We start from the raw sequence: 23,679 nt of genomic DNA on the forward strand, positions 1-23,679 counted from the left end.
CCTCCTGTCTCTGGCTTTATCTTATGCTTGTGAGTCTTGCTTTTGCGATAACCAGTTTGCCACTTTGCAATATTGCTCAACAGAGATATTTTCAGCTCTTGCTGTTGGATCGATATCAAGTGCTATCATATCTTCTGCTGTGAGTAATCCACCTAAGCTATTGCGTAGTGCTTTACGGCGTTGATTGAATGCTTGAGCGGTAATACGGCTAAGCATTGCAATATCCGTTACTGGGTATGGCTTTTCTTTATAAGGGATCAAACGAACAACCGCTGAATCAACTTTAGGTGCAGGTTTAAATGAAGTTGGTGGAACTTCAAGTACAGGGATGATTTGGCAATAATATTGCGCCATCACACTTAAGCGACCATAAGTTTTGCTACCGTGACCCGCAACAAGGCGATTAACCACCTCTTTTTGCAACATAAATGTCATATCAGAAATTGCGTCGGCAAAACTGAATAAGTGGAACATGAGTGGTGTAGAAATGTTATAAGGCAAGTTACCAAAAACACGCAGAGGCTGCTGACGCTCTTTTGCTAATTGTGCAAAATCGATCGTCATTGCATCTTGCTGAATAATGGTCAGCTTGTCTTTTAATGTAGGATGAACTTCTAAACGAGCGGCTAAATCACGGTCAATTTCTACAACCGTCATTTTATCCATTCTTGCGCCTACTGGTTCTGTAATTGCTCCTAAACCAGGGCCAATTTCAACAATAGCTTGACCAGGTTGAGGGTAAATGGATTCAACAATACTTTCAATAATATAGCTGTCTGTTAAAAAGTTCTGCCCGAAGCGTTTGCGGGCAAAGTGCCCCTGATGGACTCTATTATTCATTACAATTTTGTATCATATTAATGGCTAAATTTAATGCGGTGCAAAAACTGCCAGCATCTGCGCTTTTCGTACCTGCAAGCTCAAGGGCGGTGCCATGATCAACAGAAGTACGGATAAAAGGAAGACCGAGAGTGATATTCACGGCACGACCGAAACCTTCATATTTTAGCACAGGTAATCCCTGATCGTGATACATCGCAAGTACCGCATCAGCATGTGTTAAATATTTTGGTTGAAATAAAGTATCAGCAGGATAAGGTCCATGAAGATGAACGCCTTGCTGACGTAATTGTGCTAATGCAGGCTCAATAATATCAATTTCTTCACGTCCCATATGACCGCTTTCTCCCGCATGAGGATTAAGGCCACAAACGTAAATTTGAGGTTCTGCTATGCCAAATTTGGTTTTTAAATCGTGGTTTAAAATAGTGATAATTTCATGCAGAAGCTCGCCTGTAATTGCATCAGCGACATCCCGCAGAGGCAAATGTGTGGTTGCTAATGCAACTCTTAATGTATCTGTTGCTAGCATCATGACAACACGTTCACAGTGGCTACGATCAGCAAAAAACTCGGTGTGTCCAGTAAAATGCACACCTGCATCATTGATTATGCCTTTATGAACCGGCCCCGTCACGAGTGCTGCAAATTCACCGTTTAGGCAACCATCACAAGCACGAGCTAATGTTTCTACAACGTATAATCCATTGCGCGCATCTAATGTACTTGGAATGACATTGGTGTGAAGTGTGATTGGGAGTACACAAATTTGGCTTGGTGTGTGTGTTTGAGGTGGTGTGGCAGGATCGTATTCAACTAATGAAAGAGGCAGGTTTAACAATTCTGCTCTTGTCTTAAGTAACTGAGGATCAGCACAAACAACCCAAGGTAAATCCCAACTCATTTGTGCTAATGAGATAATTAGGTCAGGACCAACCCCAGCTGGTTCGCCGGGGGTGATAACAAGTGGTTTTATTTGCTTAGTTTGCATTATTCTCGTTCATTATTTTCACATAAGCCCCTACTCGTAGCTCTTGCATCCAGTTTTGTACTTCTTCATTAAATTTACGGTTGAAGAGTAAACGGTATGCTTGTTCTTTATTAGCGGCATCTGTTTTATCAACACTACGAGTGTCTTCTAATTCAATTAAATGCCAGCCAAAATTTGAGCGAACAGGTTGGCTTAATTCGTTTTTATTTAAGCGCATTAACGCATCACGGAATGCAGGATCGTAAACATCAGGCATTGACCATCCTAACTCACCGCCACGCAATGCTGAACCTGGATCTTCAGAGTACTCTCTTGCAGCATCAGCAAAAGTTATTTTACCACTGCGAATATCGGCAGAGATTTGCTGTAACTTGGCATAGGCTTGCTCATCACTCATGATTGGTGAGCTTTTTAGCAGAATATGACGGCTTTTAACTTCCGTAACAGAGAGGGTATTAGAGCCACCACGAATATCGTTTACTTTGATAATGTGTAAGCCAACACCAGAGTGAATAGGTCCTACGATTTGGCCTTTTTGCGCATTTGTCAACTCTTTCGCAAATAGCGTTGGTAATTCATCAATAGATGCCCAGCCCATATTACCGCCATTTAAAGCTTGTGGATCAGCAGAATAAGTTGCAGCTAATTTACCAAAATCTGTACCATTTTTTAGCTGATTCATAATGCGAGTAATGACTTGCTGGGCTTTTTCTATTTCAGCTGGTGCAGGATTTTCTGATAATGGAATTAAGATGTGGCTTAGGTTGAGATCAACACGTTGGCTTGCTTGGCCTTCAATTTGTTTAGCAAGAGAATCAACTTCTTGAGGTAAAATAGTAATACGGCGACGCACTTCATTGTTACGAACTTCGGCTAGCATCATCTCTTTACGAATATCTTGGCGATAATCGTTGTAAGAAATACCATCCGCTGCGAGACGTTTTTTCAATTGATCTAGTGAAAGTTTATTTTCAGCAGCAATACCCTGAATTGTCGATTCTACTGCGGCATCAGGAATATCAATTTGCATTTGTTGTGCCATTTGCAAAATGATGTTATCCATCACCAAACGCTCTAGAATTTGTTGGCGAAGAACTTGCTCATCTGGCATTTCTTGACCCGCATTTTTTGCGTTCATTTTGACAGTCTGTAGCATTCTATTAACGTCACTTTCTAGAACGACACCGTTATTGACGATAGCCGATACACGGTTTAATTCTTGTGCAGCAAATGTTGTTGAGCTGGTAGCTGCACCGACCGTGATCATTAAGCCGATAAACAGCGTTTTCCAATTTTTCATAAGTTTCCCATTATGTGTTTTCCGCATCTTGTTGCGGGATGACATATTTATTCAGCCAATTCCGTAGTCTGATTAAATCAGAATGCTCTTTGATAAGGTAAGATACCGCGTTCAAGCATTTTCTGGCTACCCAAACTATGATTGTTACTTAGGCCTCTGAGTTCCACATTGACAGACCATTTATTATCAATATCGCTGTGGTCAACTTTCCAACCAACAATTTTTCGTTCATAACCCACATTCACAGCCCAGCAACACGTGTTGTATTGTAGACCAACCATTTGGCTAACAGGCTCTGATTCTTTGGTATCAAAGTAATATGATCCCACAAGGCCCCAACGTTCGGCTAATGGCCAACTACCGACCACGCCGACTTGAGAAATACCTTTTTGGTATTCAGGTAGTGGTTGCATTTTTCCATCATAAGGGCGAACACGTGTTGCTTGAATATAATCGCGATCCACATAGCGATAGCTCAACTGTAAAAGATGATCACTATCGGCACGATATTCCATTATAGCATCACCCATTGAGACGCTACCTAAACGACGGTCATACTGTAAACCTCCGCGCATACCTACGGTATCAGTGATACGCCAATAAGCATCACCCGCCCAGACCATAGAGCCACTTTCATCTTTACTGTTAATTATTTCACCAATAGATGATGGACCGGTTCTTGGACGTTCAAAGAAGTAGATTTGACCTATAGAAACGTTAAAACGTTCAACTAATTCGCTATCATAAAAACGCGAAGTTACCCCTGTGGTGAATTGGTTTGCAGAGGCAACACGGTCTAGACCACCGTACATTCTGTCGCGGAATAATCCGCCATAGTTTGACTGTAATAATGCAGAGTCAAAGTTGTTGATGTTAGATTGGTCTTTATAAGGGACATAAAGATATTGCACGCGAGGTTCGAGGGTCTGTGTAATATTATTGGTTTGATATTGGCGTTCGAAAACCACTTTCATATCAGATTTAAACTGTGGTAGTACACGGTTTACATTATCGTCTAATTGATTAGGGTTCTTTTGCTTATACGCATCAGGAATATCTTGATCGTAATGAGTTGCCATTACTTTTAATTCATTATTAAAGCTAGCCCAACCAGTTGATAAAGGTAAGGATATTGTTGGCTCAATATGGAAACGATTTGCTTCAGGCGTGTTATCACCCACGCTGGTGAAACGCGCAAATTGAGCATAAGTTCGGAAATCAAATGGCCCGATATCATTCTTATAATAATTCAGATCAAGCTGGGGTTCGGCACGATAAGCTTTTGCATCTTTATTATCAGAGAAAATTTGGAACTGTTTAGTGGTTAATGTGGCATTCCAGTTCTGTTGTGCATAACCCGTACTAAATTTCTGAGTCGCATAACCATCAGTCGTATTACCGTATTGAGAGGTGAAATCAGTGAAGTATTTATTATCACTTACTTTTGTATAATCGATATTAAATCGCCACACATTGTTCATAACACCACTGTGGCCCCAGTAGAATAACCAACGTGTAGCGGTGTCACGAGGAAGATAGCCTGCTTTATTTTCTTCTTTGTCTTTATTGTATTGGCTATCGTGATTGATCCAATCTACCGCGATGGTACCGCGTCCTGGGGTTGTTAAATAACGGAATTCGTTATCTAATTTTAAACCACGACGACTGATATAGTTGGTTGTAATGGTGGCATCATAATTAGGGGCAATATTCCAATAATAAGGTAATTGGAAATCAAAGCCTGAGCTACGAGAATAGCTTCCGTTAGGAATTAAGAAGCCAGAGCGACGTTTGTCGCCAATCGGTAATTGAAGGTAAGGACTATAAAAGATAGGCACATTAGCGACGCGAAATCGTGCATTCCAGATTTCAGCAACTTGCTCTTCACGGTCTAAAATAACCTCTGAGCCGACAACGCTCCAGCTATCATCTCCCGGTAAACAAGAAGTGAACATACCTTTATCCATAATGGTATAGCGATTTTCGCCACGCATTTGCATTTTATTTGCGTAACCACGGCCTTGGCGGCCAACCATTTGGTAATTACCTTGTTCGATATCCGTATCTTTATTATTAAGATTAGACCAAGCGCGAGGCCCTTTTAAGATGATTTGAGGATCATCATAAGAGACATTTCCCGTTGCTGTGACCATTCTTAATGGTGTTTCTCCCTCAGTTTGTGTTAGTTCAACACTGTCTGCACTTAAGGTTTGGTTGCCCTGTTTAATATCAACATCACCTTTATATTTGATCATGCGAGGATATTCACCTTGCATATCATTTGCAGTGATAGTGACTGGCAAGCTGTTGGGATCGCCTTGTACTAACGGTTTATTATAAACAGGAACTCCCAGTAAACATTGGGAGGCAAGATCAGCATAAGCAGGCTGACCATATATTGTGGCCCAAACTAGGGTGGCCAGCAGTGTGGGATAACTTTTTTTCATAAGTATTTATGTGCTTCCGTCATCAGTGGCTTCGTGCTGATAAACAGCTAGAAACTAACGCAGGGAGTTATGCGACACCAGCCCAACGTTCTGAACATTGTTCTAACGGTAACCGAAAAATAGGTCTAATTCCCATTTTTTCGATGTTTCTGTGTTGAAATAGTGTTATAGCCTTATTAGAAACAAAAAAACACCGCGCTGATGCGGTATTTCGTGCTGTATAACAACGCTAAAATTATTTGTTTGGTCACTCATTTTACTTTAACACAATTTAAACGAAAACAGCATTACCTCTGTCCAAAGAGACACAGCAAATCTCTTTATTTTAAGAAAAAGTTTATTTAGAGGTTGCTTGGTGTTAGGTGTGCAAGCAAATGAATAGTATGATAATGCAAAATTGCAGGCAGAGCATCGAAGATTTGAGGAGTCTATGCGCTATTGGGGAAAATTATTAGGCCTTACCATCGGTAGTTTTGCTGGAATAGGCTTTTGGGGCATTGTTATTGGTGTTTTTCTTGGGCATCTCTATGACATGCAACGAAGTAAATTAGGAAGTGGTGGTCGCTATACGCGTGATAGACAAGCTTTTTTCTTTGCTGCAACCTTCCAAGTTTTAGGGCATTTAACAAAATCAAAAGGGCGAGTGACTCAAACTGATATCTCACTTGCCAGTGAATTGATGGATCGCATGAATCTGCATGGTGTCGGTCGCCAAGCTGCACAACAAGCTTTTAGAGAAGGTAAATCACCTGATTTTCCATTAAGAGCCACATTGCAACGTGTTAGACAAATTTGTGTTGGGCGCCGTGACTTACTTCAGATGTTTCTGGAAATCCAATTACAAGCTGCTTTTGCGGATGGCCAACTGCATCCAAATGAAAGAAAAATGCTGTTTATCATCATTGATGAGCTTGGTTTTTCTCGTGCGCATTTTGAGCATATATTAGCAATGATGCAGGCTGGTCAGAATTTTCATTATCAAAATGGACAGGGCTATCAGCCTCACCCTCAAGGCCCTACGCTCTCGGATGCATGTAAGGTACTCGGCGTCGATGAAAATGATGATGTTAAAACTATAAAGAGAGCTTATAGAAAATTAATGGGAGAACATCATCCAGATAAACTTGTAGCGAAAGGTTTGCCACCAGAAATGATGGAAATAGCAAAACAAAAAGCACAGTCTATACAAGTTGCTTACGATTTGATAAAAAAAGAAAAAGGATTTCGTTAACATCTTGTAAAAGAAGATGAGAAAAGAGAGAATTATTTCGTGATAGAGATAACTTAGACTGAGTTGAGTTTATTATTTATCACGGTAAAATATAAGTGAAATTTAATTATTTCATTCTCTCTTCTCTTAAAAAAGGAACTATATCCATGTCAAACGTCCGTGTTCTTGTTGGGGTTATGGGATTAGCGCTTTGCTTGCTCCTTGCTTCATTGAGTTCAGTGACTGTTTTAGTGTCATAAGACATTAAAAATCGGCAAGGCATTCAAAATGTATCGGGGATCGAAAAGCAGGATGCGTAATAAATAATTCCTGAGCATGTAATTGCAGGCGAGGTGCCATCGCTCTTGCCTGCGGATGTGCATAAAAGCGATCCCCTAAAATAGGATGCCCCAACGCTAACATATGTACCCGCAATTGATGTGAACGCCCCGTAATTGGTGAGAGTTTCACTCTTGTTGCATTCTCTTCATATTCCAGCACTTCATAAAAAGTTTGCGCCGCTTTTCCTGTTTCATGACAGACTTTTTGTTTTGGTCGATTAGGCCAATCGCAAATCAAAGGTAAATCAACCAATCCTTCTTCTTTTTCGACATGTCCCCAAACGCGTGCAATATAGGTTTTTTTGGGTTCACGTTCACGAAACTGACGCTTTAGCTCACGCTCTGCTTCTTTATTTAGTGCCACAACGATAACGCCACTGGTTGCCATATCAAGGCGATGTACACATTCAGCATTAGGAAACTCAGCTTTAATGCGCGACATAATACTGTCGTTATGCTCGGGCGCTTTGCCCGGCACTGACAGTAATCCGCTGGGTTTATTGACGGCAATAATATGCTCATCTTGATATAAAACATGTAACCAAGGATCTGTCGGCGGGTTATACACTTCCATCATGGTGGATATCTCATCAAAACAACGGGGAGTAGAATACTCCCCGCTTTAACGGTGATTATTGGTGGGTAACAACAATGAGGCGAATTGAATCTAAACGCCACGTTGCTTCATCTAAATGGTTAAGAATATGAGCTCGTTCATTTTCAATGGCTTCGACTTCATCATCACGAATATTTGGGTTTACCGCACGTAAAGCTTCTAAGCGCGATAATTCATGAGTTAGTACGCGATCAGCTTCTTCTTTCGCTTTTTGAATCAGTCCTTTCGCTTCGATTTCCATTAACGGTTCAGAAGCTTTGAGTACATGGTGTACTTCGCTCTGTACCGCATTGACCAGTTTGCTAGAAGTATGACGATTAACCGCATTTAATTGGCGGTTAAAACTTTCAAACTCAACTTGAGAGGCTAGGTTATTACCTTTTAGATCAAGTAATAAGCGAACGGGTGTTGCCGGTAAGAAACGACTTAAGTGCAGATGTTTAGGTGCTTGTGCTTCTACGACATAGATCAGTTCAACTAACAGCGTTCCCACTGGTAAGGCTTTATTTTTTAATAAAGAAACGGCACAACTTCCTGTATCACCAGATAAAATTAAATCTAAGCCATTACGGATAATGGGGTGTTCCCAACTGATAAATTGGGTATCTTCACGAGATAGCGCTTGCTCTCTATCAAATGTGATAGTGCAACCATCTTGTGGTAAGCCAGGGAAATCAGGTACTAACATATGATCGGATGGTGTTAAAATAATTAAGCTATCACTGCGATCTTCTTGATTAATACCGACGATATCAAACAAATTCAGTGCAAAGTTCACTAACTCAGGATCGTTATCTTGAGCTGCTATTTCACCGGCTAATTCAACACCCACTTCACCACCGTTAGAATGCATCTCTAATAGGCGGTCGCGACCTTGTTCAAGTTTGAGCTTCATTTCATCATGTTGTTTACGACAAGCAGCAATAAACTCATCAAAATCAGCTAATTCATTAGGTTGTGCAAGATAAGAGATGAGAGCATCATATTTACTGTCGTAAATAGTACGACCAGTTGGGCAAGTATGTTCAAAGGCATCTAAGCCTTCGTGATACCAACGCAACAATACAGATTGAGCCGTACCTTCCAGATAAGGAATGCTGATATCAATGTCTCGATTTTGGCCAATACGATCAAGACGACCAATACGTTGTTCTAATAAATCAGGGTTAAACGGCAGATCAAACATAACCAGTTGATTAGCAAACTGGAAGTTACGTCCTTCAGAGCCGATTTCTGAACATAGCAGAACTTGAGCACCTTCTTCTTCGGACGCGAAATAGGCTGCAGCGCGATCGCGTTCAAGTAAAGACATACCTTCATGGAAGACGGCAGCACGAATACCTTCACGCTCGCGTAAAACTTGCTCTAACTGCAATGCAGTTGCTGCTTGCGCACAAATAACTAGAACTTTTTCATTGCGATTTGCCGTTAAGAAACCCAGTAGCCATTCAACACGGGGGTCAAAGTTCCACCATGTTGCGTTTTCACCTTCGAATTCTTGGTAAATACGTTCAGGATAGAGCATCTCTTTCGCACGAACTTCGAGGCTCTTTTTCGCTGCCATAATTTCAGCAACTTTAATCGCTGTTTGATATTGTGTTGGCAGTGGCATTTTTATCGCGTGAAGTACGCGATTTGGGAAACCTTTCACACCAGAGCGTGTATTACGGAATAACAGACGGCCCGTTCCGTGTCTGTCCATTAACATATGGATAAGTTCTTGGCGAGACTTGGTGCGTTCTTCGCCTTGGGTATTTGCCGCTTTCAGCAATGGTTCAACATCTTGCTCGCTGATCATTTCACTGATGATATTTTGTTGGTCGGTATTTAAATCATCTTCTGATAGCAAAATAGTAACAGCATCGGCAACAGGGCGATATTTTTGTTGCTCATTAATAAATTCGTTGTAGTCATGGAAACGGTTTGGATCAAGCAGACGTAAACGAGCGAAGTGGCTTTCTTGGCCTAACTGCTCAGGCGTTGCGGTTAATAGCAACACTGAAGGAATAGATTCAGCTAACTCTTCAATTACTTGATATTCACGGCTTGGTGCATCTTCACTCCAAACAAGGTGATGGGCTTCATCGACAACCAGCATATCCCATGTTGCTTCAACCAAGTGTTCAAAACGTTGCTTATTTTTACGCACAAAATCTAAAGAGCAGATGATCATCTGTTCTGTTTCAAATGGGTTATCGCTATCTAATAAAGATTCACTATAACGGCTATCATCAAACAGAGAGAAACGTAGGTTGAAACGGCGTAACATTTCAACTAACCACTGATGTTGTAAGCTTTCAGGCACAATAATCAACACTCGCTCTGCACGACCATCCATTAATTGCTGGTGGATAATCATACCGGCTTCAATTGTTTTACCTAAACCCACTTCATCAGCTAATAATACGCGAGGGTTATGACGTTTACCCACTTCATTGGCGATATAAAGCTGATGAGGAATAAGGCTTGCACGAATGCCACGTAAACCACTTTGAGCTTGCTTAAACTGCTCGCTCATAAATTTACGAGCGCGGTAGCGTAAGGCAAAGCGATCCATACGGTCGATTTGGCCTGCAAAAAGGCGATCTTGAGGTTTATTAAAAGTGAGTTTGTTATCTAAGAACACTTCACGTAATTGCGCGGGCTCTTCGGTGTCTAAACGTACACCTTGATAGATAAGAAGGCCATTATCTTCTACAACGTTATCGATGGCGAGTTTCCAGCCTTCGTGACTGGTGACGGTATCCCCTGCATTGAACATCACCCGCGTTATTGGTGCATCATGACGGGAGTAAAGGCGGTTTTCGCCACAGGCGGGGAAAAGTAAGGTAACCATGCGGGCATCAACTGCCACAACAGTACCCAGTCCAAGCTCGCTTTCAGTATCGCTAATCCAACGTTGACCAAGAGTAAAAGGCATATATATAAACTCAGCTCTCAAATATATAATTTAGGAATTATTAATGAATGCAGTATTGCGGTGTTGTCATTAAAATCTGCGGGATAAAAAGTGCATTCCTAGAACAAAGAAAAGCTAATTATCACCAAAGGGGCGTTATGTTAATAGATGCAAAGCAAACCGTCACCTGCAAAATGACACAACTTAAAATGAGAGTGTCATTTGCCCATTTAACAAGGTTGAAAAATCATCTTGTATAAAAGGCAGGATAGCATCTGCAATCGACATTAACTGCTTATTGATATAGTGCTCATAATCTGGTGCAGTGGTAATGTGCTCTAACGGTTCTGGCCCCAAGGGGGTAATTATATAACTAATCCAACCGCCTTGCTGATATTGTTGAGGTCTATTTTTGGATAAATTATATTCATCCGCTTTACGTGCCGCTTTGACATGAGGGGGAACGTGATGTTGATATTCTGATAATTTTCGACGTAACCGTTTACGATACACTAATCTATCATCATATTTTCCCGCAAGCGTATCCGCGACATAATCACGAATAAACTGCTGATAAGGTTGCTGATGAAAAATGCGTGTATAAAGCTCTTGTTGAAATTTTTGAGCGAGTGGAGTCCAATCCGTTCTGACAGTTTCTAATCCTTTAAATACCATTTTATCATTGCTTAATCCCGCATAACGCTTTTTACTACCTGTTTCCATCCCTCGAATAGTGGGCATTAAAAAACGGCGATAGTGTGTTTCATACTCCAGCTCTAATTTGCAATCAAGTTGATAGGTTTCAAAAAGGTGTGTCTTCCACCATTGGTTAACCTCTTGTACTAACTGATGCCCTATTTGTTGGGCTTGTTGCTCAGTATGTGGCGATTTAAGCCAAACAAAAGTAGAGTCCGTATCACCATAAATAACTTGATAACCTTTAGCTTCTATTAATTCTCGCGTTTTTTTCATAATTTCATGACCTCGTAGTGTAATAGATGACGCTAAACGAGGATCAAAAAAACGACAGCCCACAGAGCCTAAAACACCATAAAAAGCGTTCATAATAATTTTGAGAGCTTGAGAGAGCGGGGCATTTTTATGTAACTTTGCGTTATCTCTTTCATGCCAAATTTGCGACACAATAGTGGGTAAACAATGCTTTTCCCGCGAAAACCACGCTTGGCGAAAACCTGGAATAGCCAGTTTTTCATCGGGTTGATGTGTTCCTTCAATCATTCCGACAGGATCGATTAAAAAAGTACGAATAATAGAGGGATAAAGGCTTTTGTAATCAAGCACAACGACTGAATCATATAAACCGGGAGTAGAGTCCATCACAAAGCCACCGGGACTATGCTCTTCAGGTTTTTCACCTTGGTTAGGCGCAACATATCCAATGCGATGCATTGAAGGGAGATAGAGATGCGTAAATGCAGCCACAGATCCGCCGCTTCTATCAACGGAAAGCCCTGTAACACAAGCTCTCTCTAATAAGAATGCCATAAGAGAGGTTGCATCAAAGATACGGTTTACTAAGACACAATCTTGCCAATTATAATAAGCTAGTGCGGGCTTATCTTCTTTAAAGCGTCGATTAATTTCATCCATTCTGGCGTAAGGGGTATCGATGGCTTTACCTTCGCCTAACAGTGTTTGAGCAACGGATTCAAGACTAAAAGAGGGAAAGTTCCATGTCGCCATTTTCAAAGCCTCGATTCCATCGATAATTAAACGACCTTGAGCCGAAGCAAAAAAATGACCTTTTTTAAATCCATGCTCTCGCCATTCTAACGGGCTATTTTGGCGGCCTAATAATAAACTGACACCATACCGTTGGGCATGTGTGTACAAAATACGCAGATCGAATTGAATTAAATTCCAACCGATAATCGCATCAGGATCGTAATGTTGTATCCACTCATTCAGTTTTTCAATTAAACGCAATCGGCTACTGACATAACATAAGCGATAGCCTTGAAATTGCTCGCTTTCACACTCTACGGGTAACGCATCAGTAAGCATAAACACGACATTATCGCCACAACCTGCAAGCCCAATAGAGTAAAGTTCACCGAATTCACTGGTTTCAATATCTAAAGAAACAGTTCGCAGTGTAGGGCGATAATCAGGTGCGGGTTTTAATGTCGTAATATTATTTTGTTGGTAACGAAACCAGACAGGTGCGGTAATAAAGCGCTCCATCATGTAACGTTCGTGTGGGCGAATATCCGCTTCATAAAGACGAATGTGATGCTCTTTGAGTTGCTGTTCTAGTTGAACGAGTTGGCGGTATTGTTTGCAGTAGACGCCAAAAACAGGCTGCCTTTCAAAGTCTTTTAAATCGAGAGGGCGAATTTCTATATCAGGGTTTTTATTAACGAGTGAACGTAAAACAGCTTCATGTTGGCGGGCAACAAAACCGATAGCGCGTTGCATAGGAACTGTAACTTTACGTGGGCCGTTATTTGTCGCCAGCCAATAAGAGACGACAATACCTTTTGGCGTGTCGCTCCAGTGGCGGGTAAGAATAAAGCCTTGTTCCGTATGACCAATCATGAGCACCTAATAAACACAAATTATTCACTAAAGATGAGTTTATTATAGTTAATGTAGTGGTTATTTATACAGTTAATTTAAGCTAAGATTAATTAAATGGAATACCTAAAATAAGTGATTGATCCACTTCACCATTTATTAGTGATTGTGTATTTCCATCGTAAACAATTATACCGTTATCTATCACAATCGCTCTTGAGGCAATTTTTGCTGCATCTTCTAAGCTATGAGAAACCATCAATAAGGTTAACGCTTTTTCATGGCAAAGTTGCTCAAGTAGTGCCAACATCTCAATGCGTAAAGCGGGGTCGAGTGCAGAAAAAGGCTCATCGAGCAATAAGATAGGCTGTTCACGTACAAGGCAACGAGCAATGGCAACACGTTGGCGTTGACCGCCTGATAACTGGGAAGGTAAACGTTCAAGATATTCACTGAGCGCTACTTGTTCAGCTCGACTCTCTAATAGTGCTTTTTGCTCTCTAGTCAGTTTTAAACTTGGATTTAACCCCAAGCTAATATTTTGCCTTACAGTTAAATGTGGGAATAGATTATTATCTTGAAATAACATGGAAATAGGGCGTTTGGCCGGTACTGTTTTGGTATGATCTTGGCCATTAAGAAACAGGCTTCCCTTTTCTGATGGTAAAAAACCAGCGATTAAACTGAGCAATGTACTTTTACCTGCACCACTTGGCCCTAATACAGCAATGCGTTCTCCTGCATTAACCGTTAGATTAAATAAGAGGTGTTGGTGTTCATAAGTATAAGTTAGGTGCTCTAATTTAATCATGAGATTTTCCAGCTAATCGTTCTATTAGGCTAAAAAGAGAGAAGCAAAGTAGTAATAAAATCATGGCTGTTACAGCCCCATCTTGTGTGTGATAAGCACCAATTTGCTGATAAAGATAGAAAGGCAATGTCCTAAATGTTTCATTACCAAATAGGGCAACAATACCAAAATCACCAATAGAAATAACACAAGCAAAAGCAAGTGCTTGTGAAATCGGTTTTCTTAATGCTCGTAATTCGATCCAACGAAGTCGGTTGATACCCTGAATGTTAAGCGATTGACATAAAAGACCATAACGTGAAGCAATATCATTCATTGGATTTTCGAGCACTTTTAAAGCATAAGGAATGGCAATTAAAGCGTTGGTCAAAATCACTAAAATATAAGGCGATTCAGGTAATCCAATCGTATTGTTTAATAACAAAAAAAAGCCTGTCGCTAACACAATACCCGGCATCGCTAGAATGATCAAACCACTCATTTCCATAGCCTGTCCCGCTTTTTTAAAGTGGCGTAGGCGAAGTTCTCGGCTACTCCATAGCAACATCATCGTTAATACAACGCAAACAATACCCGCACCAACAGCAATAATCAGTGAGGTTGTAAAAGCTTGCCAAAGTACAGGTTGTTGTATGACACGTAGAAATTGGCTATTAAGACCATCAGTGAGTACGGCCAAAATGGGGGGCACTAAAAAGAGGAGTGCAAGTGTGATAATGAGACCATCTGCTATTTTACTAAAGATAGGATCATCGGGATCACGCCAATGCTGTTTTTGGCTATCTCCGATAAAGAGTGTACCTTTGAGTTTTTGGCTGATAAGTACTAAGCCTAAACAGCAAAAGAGCTGGATTAGTGCTAAAAGTGCAGCACGATGTAAATCGTAGTCATAACTTAATGCTTGATAAATTGCTAGCTCAACGGTTGTTGCCGCAGGGCCTCCACCTAACGCCAGTACAGTAGCAAAGCTGGCAAAACAGAGCATAAAAATCAGTGACGCTGTGGGAAGTATTTGTCGCCATAAATAAGGAAATTCCAGAAAGCGAAAACGCTGCCAACCATTCATGCCTAATTGTGAGGCTAACTGGCGTTGTTCTGGCGAGATACTTTCGAGAGCTTGTAACAGCATTCGGGTTGCTAATGGCATATTGAAAAAAATGTGTGCTAATAAAATGCCTTGTAAGCCATAAGGGGTAAATTGGTAATTAATCCCCAGCCATTCACAGATTTGAGCAATCCAACCGACTCGTCCATAAACCGTTAAAATACCAAAAAGTGCCACTAAAACGGGTAACACAAGGCTCATGGCACATAAACGTAAGAAAAGTGTTCTACCTTTAAATTGGCGTCGATAAAGTGCTTTAGCGAGCCAAATGGCAGGTAATATTGAAAATAAGGCAGATAAAAAGGCTTGCCAGAAAGTAAAGCGCACGACATGCCATAAATAGTCATCAGCAAAAATAGAGGATAATTCGCCACTTGGCGCATTAATCCATAATGCACCAAATGACAATAATGCCACAATAAGCAGTAAACCCGAGGCACATAGCCCCGGGATAAGCCATCTTCCCATTAGCGACTCACCGCAGATTGCCAATTACGCGTCCACGTTTGGCGCTCTTTGGCGACAATATCTGCATCGAATTGCAATGATTTTTCGGGTTTAGGCATCACGGAATAGACATCCGGTAATGGCATATCTATAACAGGATACATCCAATTGGTTGTAGGTATCGTTTCTTGGAAAGCCGGGGTGAGCATAAATTGCATAAATTGCTGCGCTAATTCAGGTTGTTTACTTGATTTGAGTTTTGCAGCAACTTCGACTTGCAAGTAATGCCCTTCATCAAAAATCGCAGCAGCATAGTTATCTTTTTTATCCGCTAAAATATGATAACCGGGGGATGATGTGTAGCTAAGCACAAAATCACCTTCACCTTTTAAGAATAAGCCGTAAGACTCACTCCAACCTTTAGTGACTGTCAGCGTTTTCTCTGACAATTTTTTCCATTCAGTAGCCGTGTTTTCAGGATAAAGTGACTGCATCCATAGCATTAAACCTAAACCCGGTGTGCTGGTGCGAGGATCTTGATATAAAATCTTCCACTTTTCTTTGCTATTTAACAGTTCAGCCATGCTTTTGGGCGGATTCTGGACGCGGTTTTTATCATAAATAAAAGCAAAGTAACCGTAGTCATAAGGCACAAAGGTATCGTCAGTCCATTTTTCAGGTAAGGCGAGTTTGGATGTATCGATATTGCTTGGTGCGAAAAGTCCAGTTTCTTTTGCTGCATGGATCAGATTGTTATCTAACCCTAAAATAATATCAGCTTTGCTTTTATCACCTTCCATGCGTAAGCGATTAAGGAGTGATACACCATCAGACAGAGCAACCAGTTTTAGCTCACAATCACATTGTTGTTCAAACGCTTTTTTTATTGCAGGCCCTGGGCCCCAATCTGCGGTAAATGAATCGTAAGTGTAAACAGTGAGTGTGGGCTTTTGTGCTAAGGCTTGAGTTGAAAAGGTGCCCATAATGCCCAGTGCGCCCAGAAGGAAAGTAAAGCGAAGTGATTTATTTAACACGTTTAGTTCCTCAGTAAAAGTCAGGTAGGATCTGAGGAGTAAGGATAGCAAACCAATGAATATTGCAACATCCTGACTCAAATCCCTACGCCAGTATTAGCTGGATCAGGTTCCACGAGTTTTTCTCAGCCTAAAAAGGCACCCCGTTGAGACTTTCCCATTGTAGATAAATACACGCGCCATGCAAAGTCTGTTGATAGAGGTTTACCGTTTGTGGGTAGTATGAAACAATGAGTTATCTTTCAAATTTGGTTATTGAGGTAGTCTAGTGATTGATGATGATGGCTACCGCCCGAATGTAGGGATTGTAATTTGTAATCGGCAAGGGCAAGTGCTTTGGGCTCGTCGCTATGGGCAACATTCATGGCAGTTTCCTCAAGGGGGAATTAATCCTGGAGAATCGCCAGAGCAGGCAATGTACCGAGAGTTGTTCGAAGAAGTTGGGTTAAGTCGCAAGGATGTCAAAATTCTTGCCTCCACACGTAACTGGTTACGTTACAAGTTACCTAAGCGTTTGGTGCGTTGGGACACAAAACCTGTTTGTATTGGGCAAAAACAGCGTTGGTTCCTTTTGCAGTTAACAAGTAATGATAAAGACATTAATGTTCAACAAAGCAAAACGCCAGAATTTGATGGCTGGCGTTGGGTGAGTTATTGGTACCCCGTTCGACAAGTCGTCTCTTTTAAACGCGATGTTTATCGACGTGTAATGAAAGAGTTCGCACCAGTAGTCATGCCATTGCAAGAACAAGTGTCTTTACCGCGTCCATCGTATGGATATCGGCGTAAAAGGTATTAGATAACACTATGCTGACACGTTTGCGAGAAATTGTAGAAAAAGTGGCTATGGCAGCTGGGCTTCCAGAAGCGCTTGAACTCTTAGTCAAGGAAACGTGTCAGGCAATGCACACGGATGTGTGTTCTATTTATCTTGCCGATAAACAACGTAGTTGTTTTTATCTTATGGCGACCAAAGGGTTAAAAAAACCTAGAGGGAGAGCGGTTAGTCTTTCATTTAATGAAGGCGTGGTTGGTGAAGTGGGGCGTCTTTCAGAGCTTATCAACCTCGCTGATATTCGCGAACATCCTAGTTTTAAGTACCTTCCTCAAGTTAAAGAAGACGATCTCCGTGCTTTTCTTGGTGTTCCTATTGTCTACCGTCGCCAACTCCTTGGTGTATTAGTTGTTCAGCAAAAAGAGCGTCGCTTATTCAATGAAAGCGAAGAGTCTTTTATGGTGACGCTGGCGACACAGCTCGGGGCTACATTATCGCAAGTACAAACTAAAGGGCTTTTTGGGCAATATCGCCAAAGTCGGATTAAAGCACTTTCAGTTTCGACTGGCGTTGTTATGGCTTATGGTTGGCAAGAAATTTCCCAGCCAGTTCTGGAAAATGTATTTAAAGCCAGCGCACTTGATATTAAGGCGGAATTAAATCGACTCACTGTGGCTTTAGAAGATGCCACTGCAGAATGTCGTCGCTTTAGTAAACGCTTTATGGCGAATGCACAAAAAGAGAGTGCCGCTATTTTTGATCTCTACTCTCATTTACTTAATGATCCCCAGCTTAAACATAAAATGACAGCGATTATTACTCAAGGATATGTCGCAGAATGGGCTGTAAAAGTGGTTGTTGAGAAAGTTTCGTCACAATTTTCTAGCCTGAAAGATGGCTACATGAGAGAAAGAGCCTCTGATCTTAAAGCATTAGGGCGCCGTTTATTATTTCATTTAGATGATGATCTAAGTTCAACTAATATTTGGCCAGAGCGTTTTATTTTGGTTGCTGATGAATTAAGCGCAAGTTTATTGGCGGAGTTACCAGAGCAACAGCTTGCAGGTGTGATTGTGCGAGATGGTGCAACACACTCACATTCTGCGATCCTTGTTAGAGCAATGGGAATTCCCGCGATCATGGGCGCGGATATTCAACCGGAGCTTTTACACAATCGTATGCTTATTCTTGATGGTTATCGTGGTGAGATTTTTATTGAACCAGAGCCTTTTATTACTCAAGAATATAAACAGATTATTGATGAAGAAAGTGTATTAAGCCAAATAGCAGAAGATCAGCTCGAACAGCAAGCTGTTCTCAAAAATGGTGAATCGGTTAGCGTTCAATTGAATGCGGGATTAAATATTAAATACGAGCAACGCATTAGCGTGGGAATAGATGGCGTTGGTTTATATCGGACAGAAATCCCTTTTATGCTACAAAGCGGTTTCCCTTCTGAGGATGAACAGAAAAATCGCTACCGCGAAATACTCTCTTTTTTCCCTGATAAGCCTGTTGTATTGCGTGCTTTAGATATTGGTGCAGATAAACAACTTCCTTATATGCCCATTAATGAGGAAAATCCTTGCTTAGGTTGGAGAGGCATAAGAATATTGCTTGATCAACCTGAAATCTTTCTTATTCAGCTACGAGCAATGCTAAAAGCAAACCTCGAATTTAAAAATTTGAAAATTTTGTTGCCGATGGTGACAAGTATTGATGAAATTGACGAAGCAAGAACATTGCTGCTACGCGCATGTAATGAAGTGAGTCGAGAGCTAAAATGTGAATGTGTTCCACCTCCACTGGGTATTATGCTTGAAGTGCCTTCATTGGTGTTTATGTTGTCACAATTAGCGAATCGGGTTGATTTTATCTCTGTTGGAACAAACGATTTAACTCAATACTTGCTTGCAGTCGATCGTAATAATACCCATGTAGCATCACTCTATGATAATTTGCATCCTGCGTTATTGCGTTCACTGAATTTGATTGCAACACAATGCCAATATTATCAGTTGCCAGTTAGTGTTTGTGGCGAAATGGCAGGAACCCCTATCGGGGCATTGCTGTTAATAGGGCTCGGTTTTAGGCAGTTAAGCATGAGTGGTCGTAGTTTACCTAGGGTAAAATACTTATTACGCCATCTTGATCCTGTGGTGTTACAGTCTTTTATGCAACAAGTGTTGCAAGCTGAAACAGCAACAGAAATCAAAAAATTGTCTTCTGAATTTATGGAACGGCAAGGATTAGGTGGATTAATTCGCGGAGGTATTTAGTCTGCCTTCGTATAAGCCTTTTCTATGTTGGTATTAAATAGCCAATACAGAAATTATTGATTAAGTGAAGTAGGGAATAATGAGTATAAGCTACCTTAAATTTCCAGAGATTGATCCTGTAATGTTCTCTATCGGGCCTGTTTCATTACACTGGTACGGTATGATGTATTTAGTTGGATTTGTCTTTGCCTTATGGCTTGCAAATCGTCGAGCTGCAAAACCGAATAGTGGCTGGAATAAAAATGAAGTTGAAACATTACTTTATGTTGGTTTTGTCGGTGTATTTATCGGTGGTCGTTTAGGTTATGTTTTATTCTATAACTTACCTGTCTTTTTAAATGATCCTCTTTACCTCTTTAAAGTGTGGGATGGCGGTATGTCATTCCATGGTGGTTTAATTGGGGTCATTTGTGCCATGATTTGGTTTGCTAAACGTACTAAACGTAAATTTTTCCAAGTGGCTGATTTTGTAGCACCTTTAATTCCATTTGGTTTAGGTTTAGGTCGTATTGGTAATTTTATTAATGGTGAATTGTGGGGACGCGTCACATTAGATACGCCTTGGGCTTTCTTATTTCCAAGCTCTCGTTCTGAAGATCTCCAGCTTGTTGCTCAAGATCCAACAACACTACTACCGATTATTCAAGAATATGGGGTTTTACCTCGCCATCCCTCACAACTTTATGAAATGCTGTTAGAAGGTGTGGTGCTATTTATTATCCTGAATATCTTTGTACGCAAAAGTCGTCCTGTAGGTAGTGTGTCAGGTCTGTTCCTAATTGGTTATGGTGCATTCCGTATTATTGTTGAATTCTTCCGTCAACCAGACGCACAACTAGGATTATTTGGTGGTGTGAGTATGGGGCAAATACTTTCAATTCCAATGATTTTATTGGGTATTATTTTTATGGTATGGGCTTATCGCCAAGATAAAAAGACACCACAAAACCCAACACCAACTCACAAATAGTGTGAGATAAATTTCTTATTATTAGTTAATTACAAGAGAGACAACATGAAGCAGTATCTGGCATTGTGTCAACGCATTATCGATGAAGGGCAATGGATTGATAATAAACGAACAGGAACCCGTTGTTTAACGGTGATTAATGCCGATCTGGAATATGATGTTGCGAATAACCAATTTCCGCTGATAACGACACGTAAAAGCTTTTATAAAGCAGCAATTGCAGAGCTGTTAGGGTATTTACGTGGTTACGACAATGCAGGTCAATTTCGTGAAATTGGTTGTAATACATGGAATGCAAACGCCAATGAAAATGGAGCATGGTTAAACAACCCCCATCGTAAAGGTGAAGATGATATGGGGCGTGTTTATGGTGTTCAAGGACGTCAATGGCAACGCCCTGATGGCTCCCATTTTGATCAACTACGCAAAGTGATAGATAACCTGACTAAGGGGATAGATGATCGTGGGGAGATCGTAACATTTTATAACCCAGGTGAAACTGAGTTAGGTTGTTTGCGTCCTTGTATGCATACACACACATTTTCATTGGTGGGTGATACGCTTTACTTAACCTCTTATCAACGTAGCTGTGATGTACCATTAGGGTTAAATTTCAACCAAATACAGTGTTTTGTTTTATTAGCGCTGGTGGCTCAAATTACAGGACATAAGCCGGGTAAAGCATTTCATAAGATAATCAATGCGCATATCTATGAAAATCAATTACCTCTAATGCGTGATGTACAGCTAAAAAGAGAGCCTTTACCGTTACCAACGTTGCATATCAATCCAAAAATTAAAACATTGGAAGATATCGAAACATGGGTAACAACGGATGATTTTACTGTTGAAGGTTATCAATGCCATGAAGCAATAAAATACCCATTTACGGTTTGATTTTTCCTTTATGTTTTAAAGCCTCTGTTTAGTGATAAACAGGGGCTTTTTATTCCTACCATTAAATTTAAATTCAATAAACTAAGATTAACCCCAGCCTTGTTGATAACTATTTTTTTGTGTTTGTTCTGAAAATATAGTTACTGCGTCATCGTTCGAAAAAAACACTCTCTTTTATTTACCTTACAAAGGTTTAGCTGCATTCTCATCGCAGGCTCTAGAGGAGAACAAAATGAACAGTAATATGGAAATAAGCCTAAATAGTAAACTTGAACAAGAGAGTGAATGGGGGATAAGCCTGCTCGAAATGCTTATTGTCATGATGATTGCCTCGATTTTAAGTTATTTATCAATTACGACCTATCAGCAATTTACTCACCAACGTCAATTGATACATAGTGTACGAGAAACCATTGCATTTCTTTCATATCAACGACAACAAGCGCTACTGTTTAATATAAAAATTAAAATATCACTTCATTTATCACCCAGCAATAAAGTTGTCGCTACGCCTTTTTCTCAACGGCATTTAACTGAAAAACAAACGATTTTTCAATTAACCACTGGCATTCAACTTAAACAATCAACGGTCTCAAATTTTACGTTTGGGGATATTCGTCAAACTTTAAGACCAATGAGTTTTGTACTTCAAAGCTCAGAAGGTGAAGTAAAAATTGTTATTTCATCTTTAGGGAGAATAAGAGCATGTAGCCAGAAAATTAAGGTATTTTCGCCATGTTAAAGCGATCAATATTTTCATTTTCATCTGGCATGATGCTGATGGAATGCCTTTTTGCCATGGCAATTAGTGGCGTTCTATTTCTGTGCATCAGTCGGGCATATCCTCAAGTAATGAACACACTGCTCCATTCTTACCAAAAATATCAGTTAGATATTTTTTTAAGGGAAAGGTTATTGGTGCTAGAAACACAATTAAGGCGCACTGGATATTGTCAGGGTGAGTGTGCTTATGTATCGCAGTCAAAGGGGTTACACTCTTCACCATTAAAAATAGGGCAGTATTCTTATCAAGAAAAAAACTCCTGCGTTATTTTCGCTTATGACGTAAATGGCAATGGTCGATGGGATGCGCCTTCCTCAAAAGAGAGTGATTATTTTGGTTATCGGCTTAGAAATGGGCAACTAGAACAATTAAGAGGAGTACAAGATTGTACTTCTTCAGGATGGCAACGATTCTTTGAAAGTCATGAAATAGAAGTGACGGAGTTTATTTTACGTCCTTACTCAAAGCAACATCTTATCAAAAAGAAACCCTTTTTTTATCTCTCTGTTTCCTTGAAATTTCATTTAAAACAATCGCCTACTGTGAAACTACATTATAAGAATGAAATTCGGTTAAGGAATGTGACCACGTTATGAGTATTGATTTTATTAATAATAAAAGTGAGCAAGGATTTGCAAGTTTACTTGTCGTAATTGGGTTTATTGTTATGAGCTTATCAGCGCTAGGAAATTTTGCTTATCATTACAGGCAATCTCAACAAATAGTAATGCAAGAGTTGCAAGCACGACAGGCTTTTTTATTTGCTGAATCTGCATTAGCGTGGGGAATAAAACGGAATTGGGAAATTCTATCGTCACAGTTAAATAAATGGCAGTGTCGTCATTTTCATGTAAACCCTAAAATAAAGAGTTGTTTATTTTTGATTTCTTTAGAAAAAGGATTATTACAAGGACAAGCAGAAAGCTTAAATGGTTATAAAATATATCATTATCAATGGGTTGATTTTTTGAAGGATAAAAATAAATCCATGGTGACACATCCAAATGGATGGCTAGATTATTGCCCATTAGTGCATAAGGAGTGTGTGTTATAGATAACATTCAAAATAAATCAGAAAGTGGCTCTATTTTACTTAATACAATGTTTATATTACTGTTTTTTAATATTAGTTTTGTCGCTATTATAGGGTATAGTCAATCATTAAAAGCTGACTTTCAGCGGTTAATTCAAATGCAGCAGGCAGGGCAGGAACTTTTTGTTTTATTTGAACAAATGACTGATAAATTACCTGACTATTTCGTAGCCAATTCCAAAATAATGACACGCTCACTATTACAGTCTGAAGGTTGTCAGGAAATAGAAGGTTATGTTGCCAATAATGTATTACCCGAAATAAAGCTGTATTACTGGTCATGCTATTAATAAGATGAGGAT

19 protein-coding genes and 1 riboswitch are annotated in these 23,679 nt (G+C 40.2%); of the genes, 9 read left to right on the forward strand and 10 right to left on the reverse strand.

The genetic code is table 11. The features are described 5' to 3' along the window. Nucleotides 1-21 precede the first annotated feature (21 nt). Genes rsmA through lptD form a run of 4 tightly spaced genes read right to left on the reverse strand, consistent with a single transcriptional unit; the run spans nt 22 to nt 5,578 of the window. On the reverse strand, nt 22-840 hold the full coding sequence (gene rsmA / locus CUB63_RS11740) for a 16S rRNA (adenine(1518)-N(6)/adenine(1519)-N(6))-dimethyltransferase RsmA (protein ID WP_109848099.1): 819 nt from the start codon (nt 838-840) through the stop codon (nt 22-24). Next, nucleotides 833-1,831 (reverse strand): 4-hydroxythreonine-4-phosphate dehydrogenase PdxA, encoded by a 999-nt coding sequence (pdxA, locus tag CUB63_RS11745; protein WP_006535976.1) that lies wholly within the window; start codon nt 1,829-1,831, stop codon nt 833-835. Before pdxA ends, rsmA begins: the two co-directional genes overlap by 8 nt. Then, nucleotides 1,821-3,158, reverse strand: coding sequence for a peptidylprolyl isomerase SurA (gene surA / locus CUB63_RS11750; RefSeq protein ID WP_072064292.1), 1,338 nt, complete (start codon nt 3,156-3,158; stop codon nt 1,821-1,823). The genes pdxA and surA overlap by 11 nt, the downstream gene beginning before the upstream one ends. A 50-nt stretch (nt 3,159-3,208) precedes the next feature. Then, entirely contained in the window at nt 3,209-5,578 is a 2,370-nt protein-coding gene (lptD, locus tag CUB63_RS11755) for an LPS assembly protein LptD (protein ID WP_109848100.1), read from the reverse strand. Nucleotides 5,579-6,008: 430 nt separating this feature from the next. Between lptD and djlA the strand changes: the two genes are divergently transcribed. After that, nucleotides 6,009-6,809, forward strand: coding sequence for a co-chaperone DjlA (djlA, locus tag CUB63_RS11760; RefSeq protein WP_072064291.1), 801 nt, complete (start codon nt 6,009-6,011; stop codon nt 6,807-6,809). Between the two features lie 243 nt (nt 6,810-7,052). On the opposite strand, the gene rluA is transcribed toward djlA, so the two are convergent. From rluA to thiB, 6 genes are all read right to left on the reverse strand, one after another. Next, nucleotides 7,053-7,706: a bifunctional tRNA pseudouridine(32) synthase/23S rRNA pseudouridine(746) synthase RluA gene (gene rluA, locus CUB63_RS11765; RefSeq protein ID WP_006535967.1), complete on the reverse strand. Its 654-nt coding sequence runs from the start codon at nt 7,704-7,706 to the stop codon at nt 7,053-7,055. A 55-nt stretch (nt 7,707-7,761) separates the two neighbouring features. Further along, on the reverse strand, nt 7,762-10,665 hold the full coding sequence (gene rapA, locus CUB63_RS11770) for an RNA polymerase-associated protein RapA (protein WP_006535966.1): 2,904 nt from the start codon (nt 10,663-10,665) through the stop codon (nt 7,762-7,764). Nucleotides 10,666-10,848: 183 nt separating this feature from the next. Beyond that, entirely contained in the window at nt 10,849-13,203 is a 2,355-nt protein-coding gene (locus CUB63_RS11775) for a DNA polymerase II (RefSeq protein WP_109848101.1), read from the reverse strand. Between the two features lie 88 nt (nt 13,204-13,291). Further along, the gene (thiQ, locus tag CUB63_RS11780) at nt 13,292-13,993 is read right to left on the reverse strand and encodes a thiamine ABC transporter ATP-binding protein ThiQ (RefSeq protein WP_006535962.1); all 702 of its coding nucleotides are present in this window, start codon (nt 13,991-13,993) and stop codon (nt 13,292-13,294) included. After that, on the reverse strand, nt 13,986-15,566 hold the full coding sequence (gene thiP / locus CUB63_RS11785) for a thiamine/thiamine pyrophosphate ABC transporter permease ThiP (protein WP_415752982.1): 1,581 nt from the start codon (nt 15,564-15,566) through the stop codon (nt 13,986-13,988). Before thiP ends, thiQ begins: the two co-directional genes overlap by 8 nt. After that, nucleotides 15,566-16,579, reverse strand: coding sequence for a thiamine ABC transporter substrate binding subunit (gene thiB / locus CUB63_RS11790; RefSeq protein WP_232240014.1), 1,014 nt, complete (start codon nt 16,577-16,579; stop codon nt 15,566-15,568). Before thiB ends, thiP begins: the two co-directional genes overlap by 1 nt. Before the next feature lie 64 nt (nt 16,580-16,643). Then, nucleotides 16,644-16,735: riboswitch (TPP riboswitch) on the reverse strand. Nucleotides 16,736-16,847: 112 nt separating this feature from the next. Between thiB and rppH the strand changes: the two genes are divergently transcribed. The 8 genes from rppH (at nt 16,848) to CUB63_RS11830 (ending at nt 23,667) form a co-directional block, all read left to right on the forward strand. Continuing rightward, nucleotides 16,848-17,378 carry an RNA pyrophosphohydrolase gene (gene rppH, locus CUB63_RS11795; RefSeq protein WP_036934096.1) on the forward strand — a complete coding sequence of 177 codons (531 nt, stop codon included), beginning with the start codon at nt 16,848-16,850 and terminating at the stop codon, nt 17,376-17,378. Nucleotides 17,379-17,386: 8 nt separating this feature from the next. Next, a complete protein-coding gene (gene ptsP, locus CUB63_RS11800) occupies nt 17,387-19,633 on the forward strand; it encodes a phosphoenolpyruvate--protein phosphotransferase (protein ID WP_072064285.1) in 2,247 nt (748 codons plus the stop codon). Nucleotides 19,634-19,712: 79 nt separating this feature from the next. Beyond that, entirely contained in the window at nt 19,713-20,603 is an 891-nt protein-coding gene (gene lgt / locus CUB63_RS11805; RefSeq protein WP_006535954.1) for a prolipoprotein diacylglyceryl transferase, read from the forward strand. Between the two features lie 45 nt (nt 20,604-20,648). After that, on the forward strand, nt 20,649-21,500 hold the full coding sequence (locus CUB63_RS11810) for a thymidylate synthase (protein ID WP_006535953.1): 852 nt from the start codon (nt 20,649-20,651) through the stop codon (nt 21,498-21,500). 232 nt (nt 21,501-21,732) lie between these two features. After that, nucleotides 21,733-22,242, forward strand: coding sequence for a potassium:proton antiporter (locus tag CUB63_RS11815; RefSeq protein ID WP_229096573.1), 510 nt, complete (start codon nt 21,733-21,735; stop codon nt 22,240-22,242). Continuing rightward, the gene (locus CUB63_RS11820) at nt 22,236-22,880 is read left to right on the forward strand and encodes a prepilin peptidase-dependent protein (RefSeq protein WP_072064283.1); all 645 of its coding nucleotides are present in this window, start codon (nt 22,236-22,238) and stop codon (nt 22,878-22,880) included. The genes CUB63_RS11815 and CUB63_RS11820 overlap by 7 nt, the downstream gene beginning before the upstream one ends. Beyond that, entirely contained in the window at nt 22,877-23,338 is a 462-nt protein-coding gene (locus CUB63_RS11825) for a DUF2509 family protein (protein ID WP_109848103.1), read from the forward strand. Before CUB63_RS11820 ends, CUB63_RS11825 begins: the two co-directional genes overlap by 4 nt. Then, nucleotides 23,326-23,667 (forward strand): hypothetical protein, encoded by a 342-nt coding sequence (locus CUB63_RS11830; protein ID WP_232240015.1) that lies wholly within the window; start codon nt 23,326-23,328, stop codon nt 23,665-23,667. The genes CUB63_RS11825 and CUB63_RS11830 overlap by 13 nt, the downstream gene beginning before the upstream one ends. Nucleotides 23,668-23,679: the final 12 nt, after the last annotated feature.

The organism is Proteus penneri (genome assembly GCF_003144535.1).
GTDB lineage: Bacteria > Pseudomonadota > Gammaproteobacteria > Enterobacterales > Enterobacteriaceae > Proteus > Proteus penneri.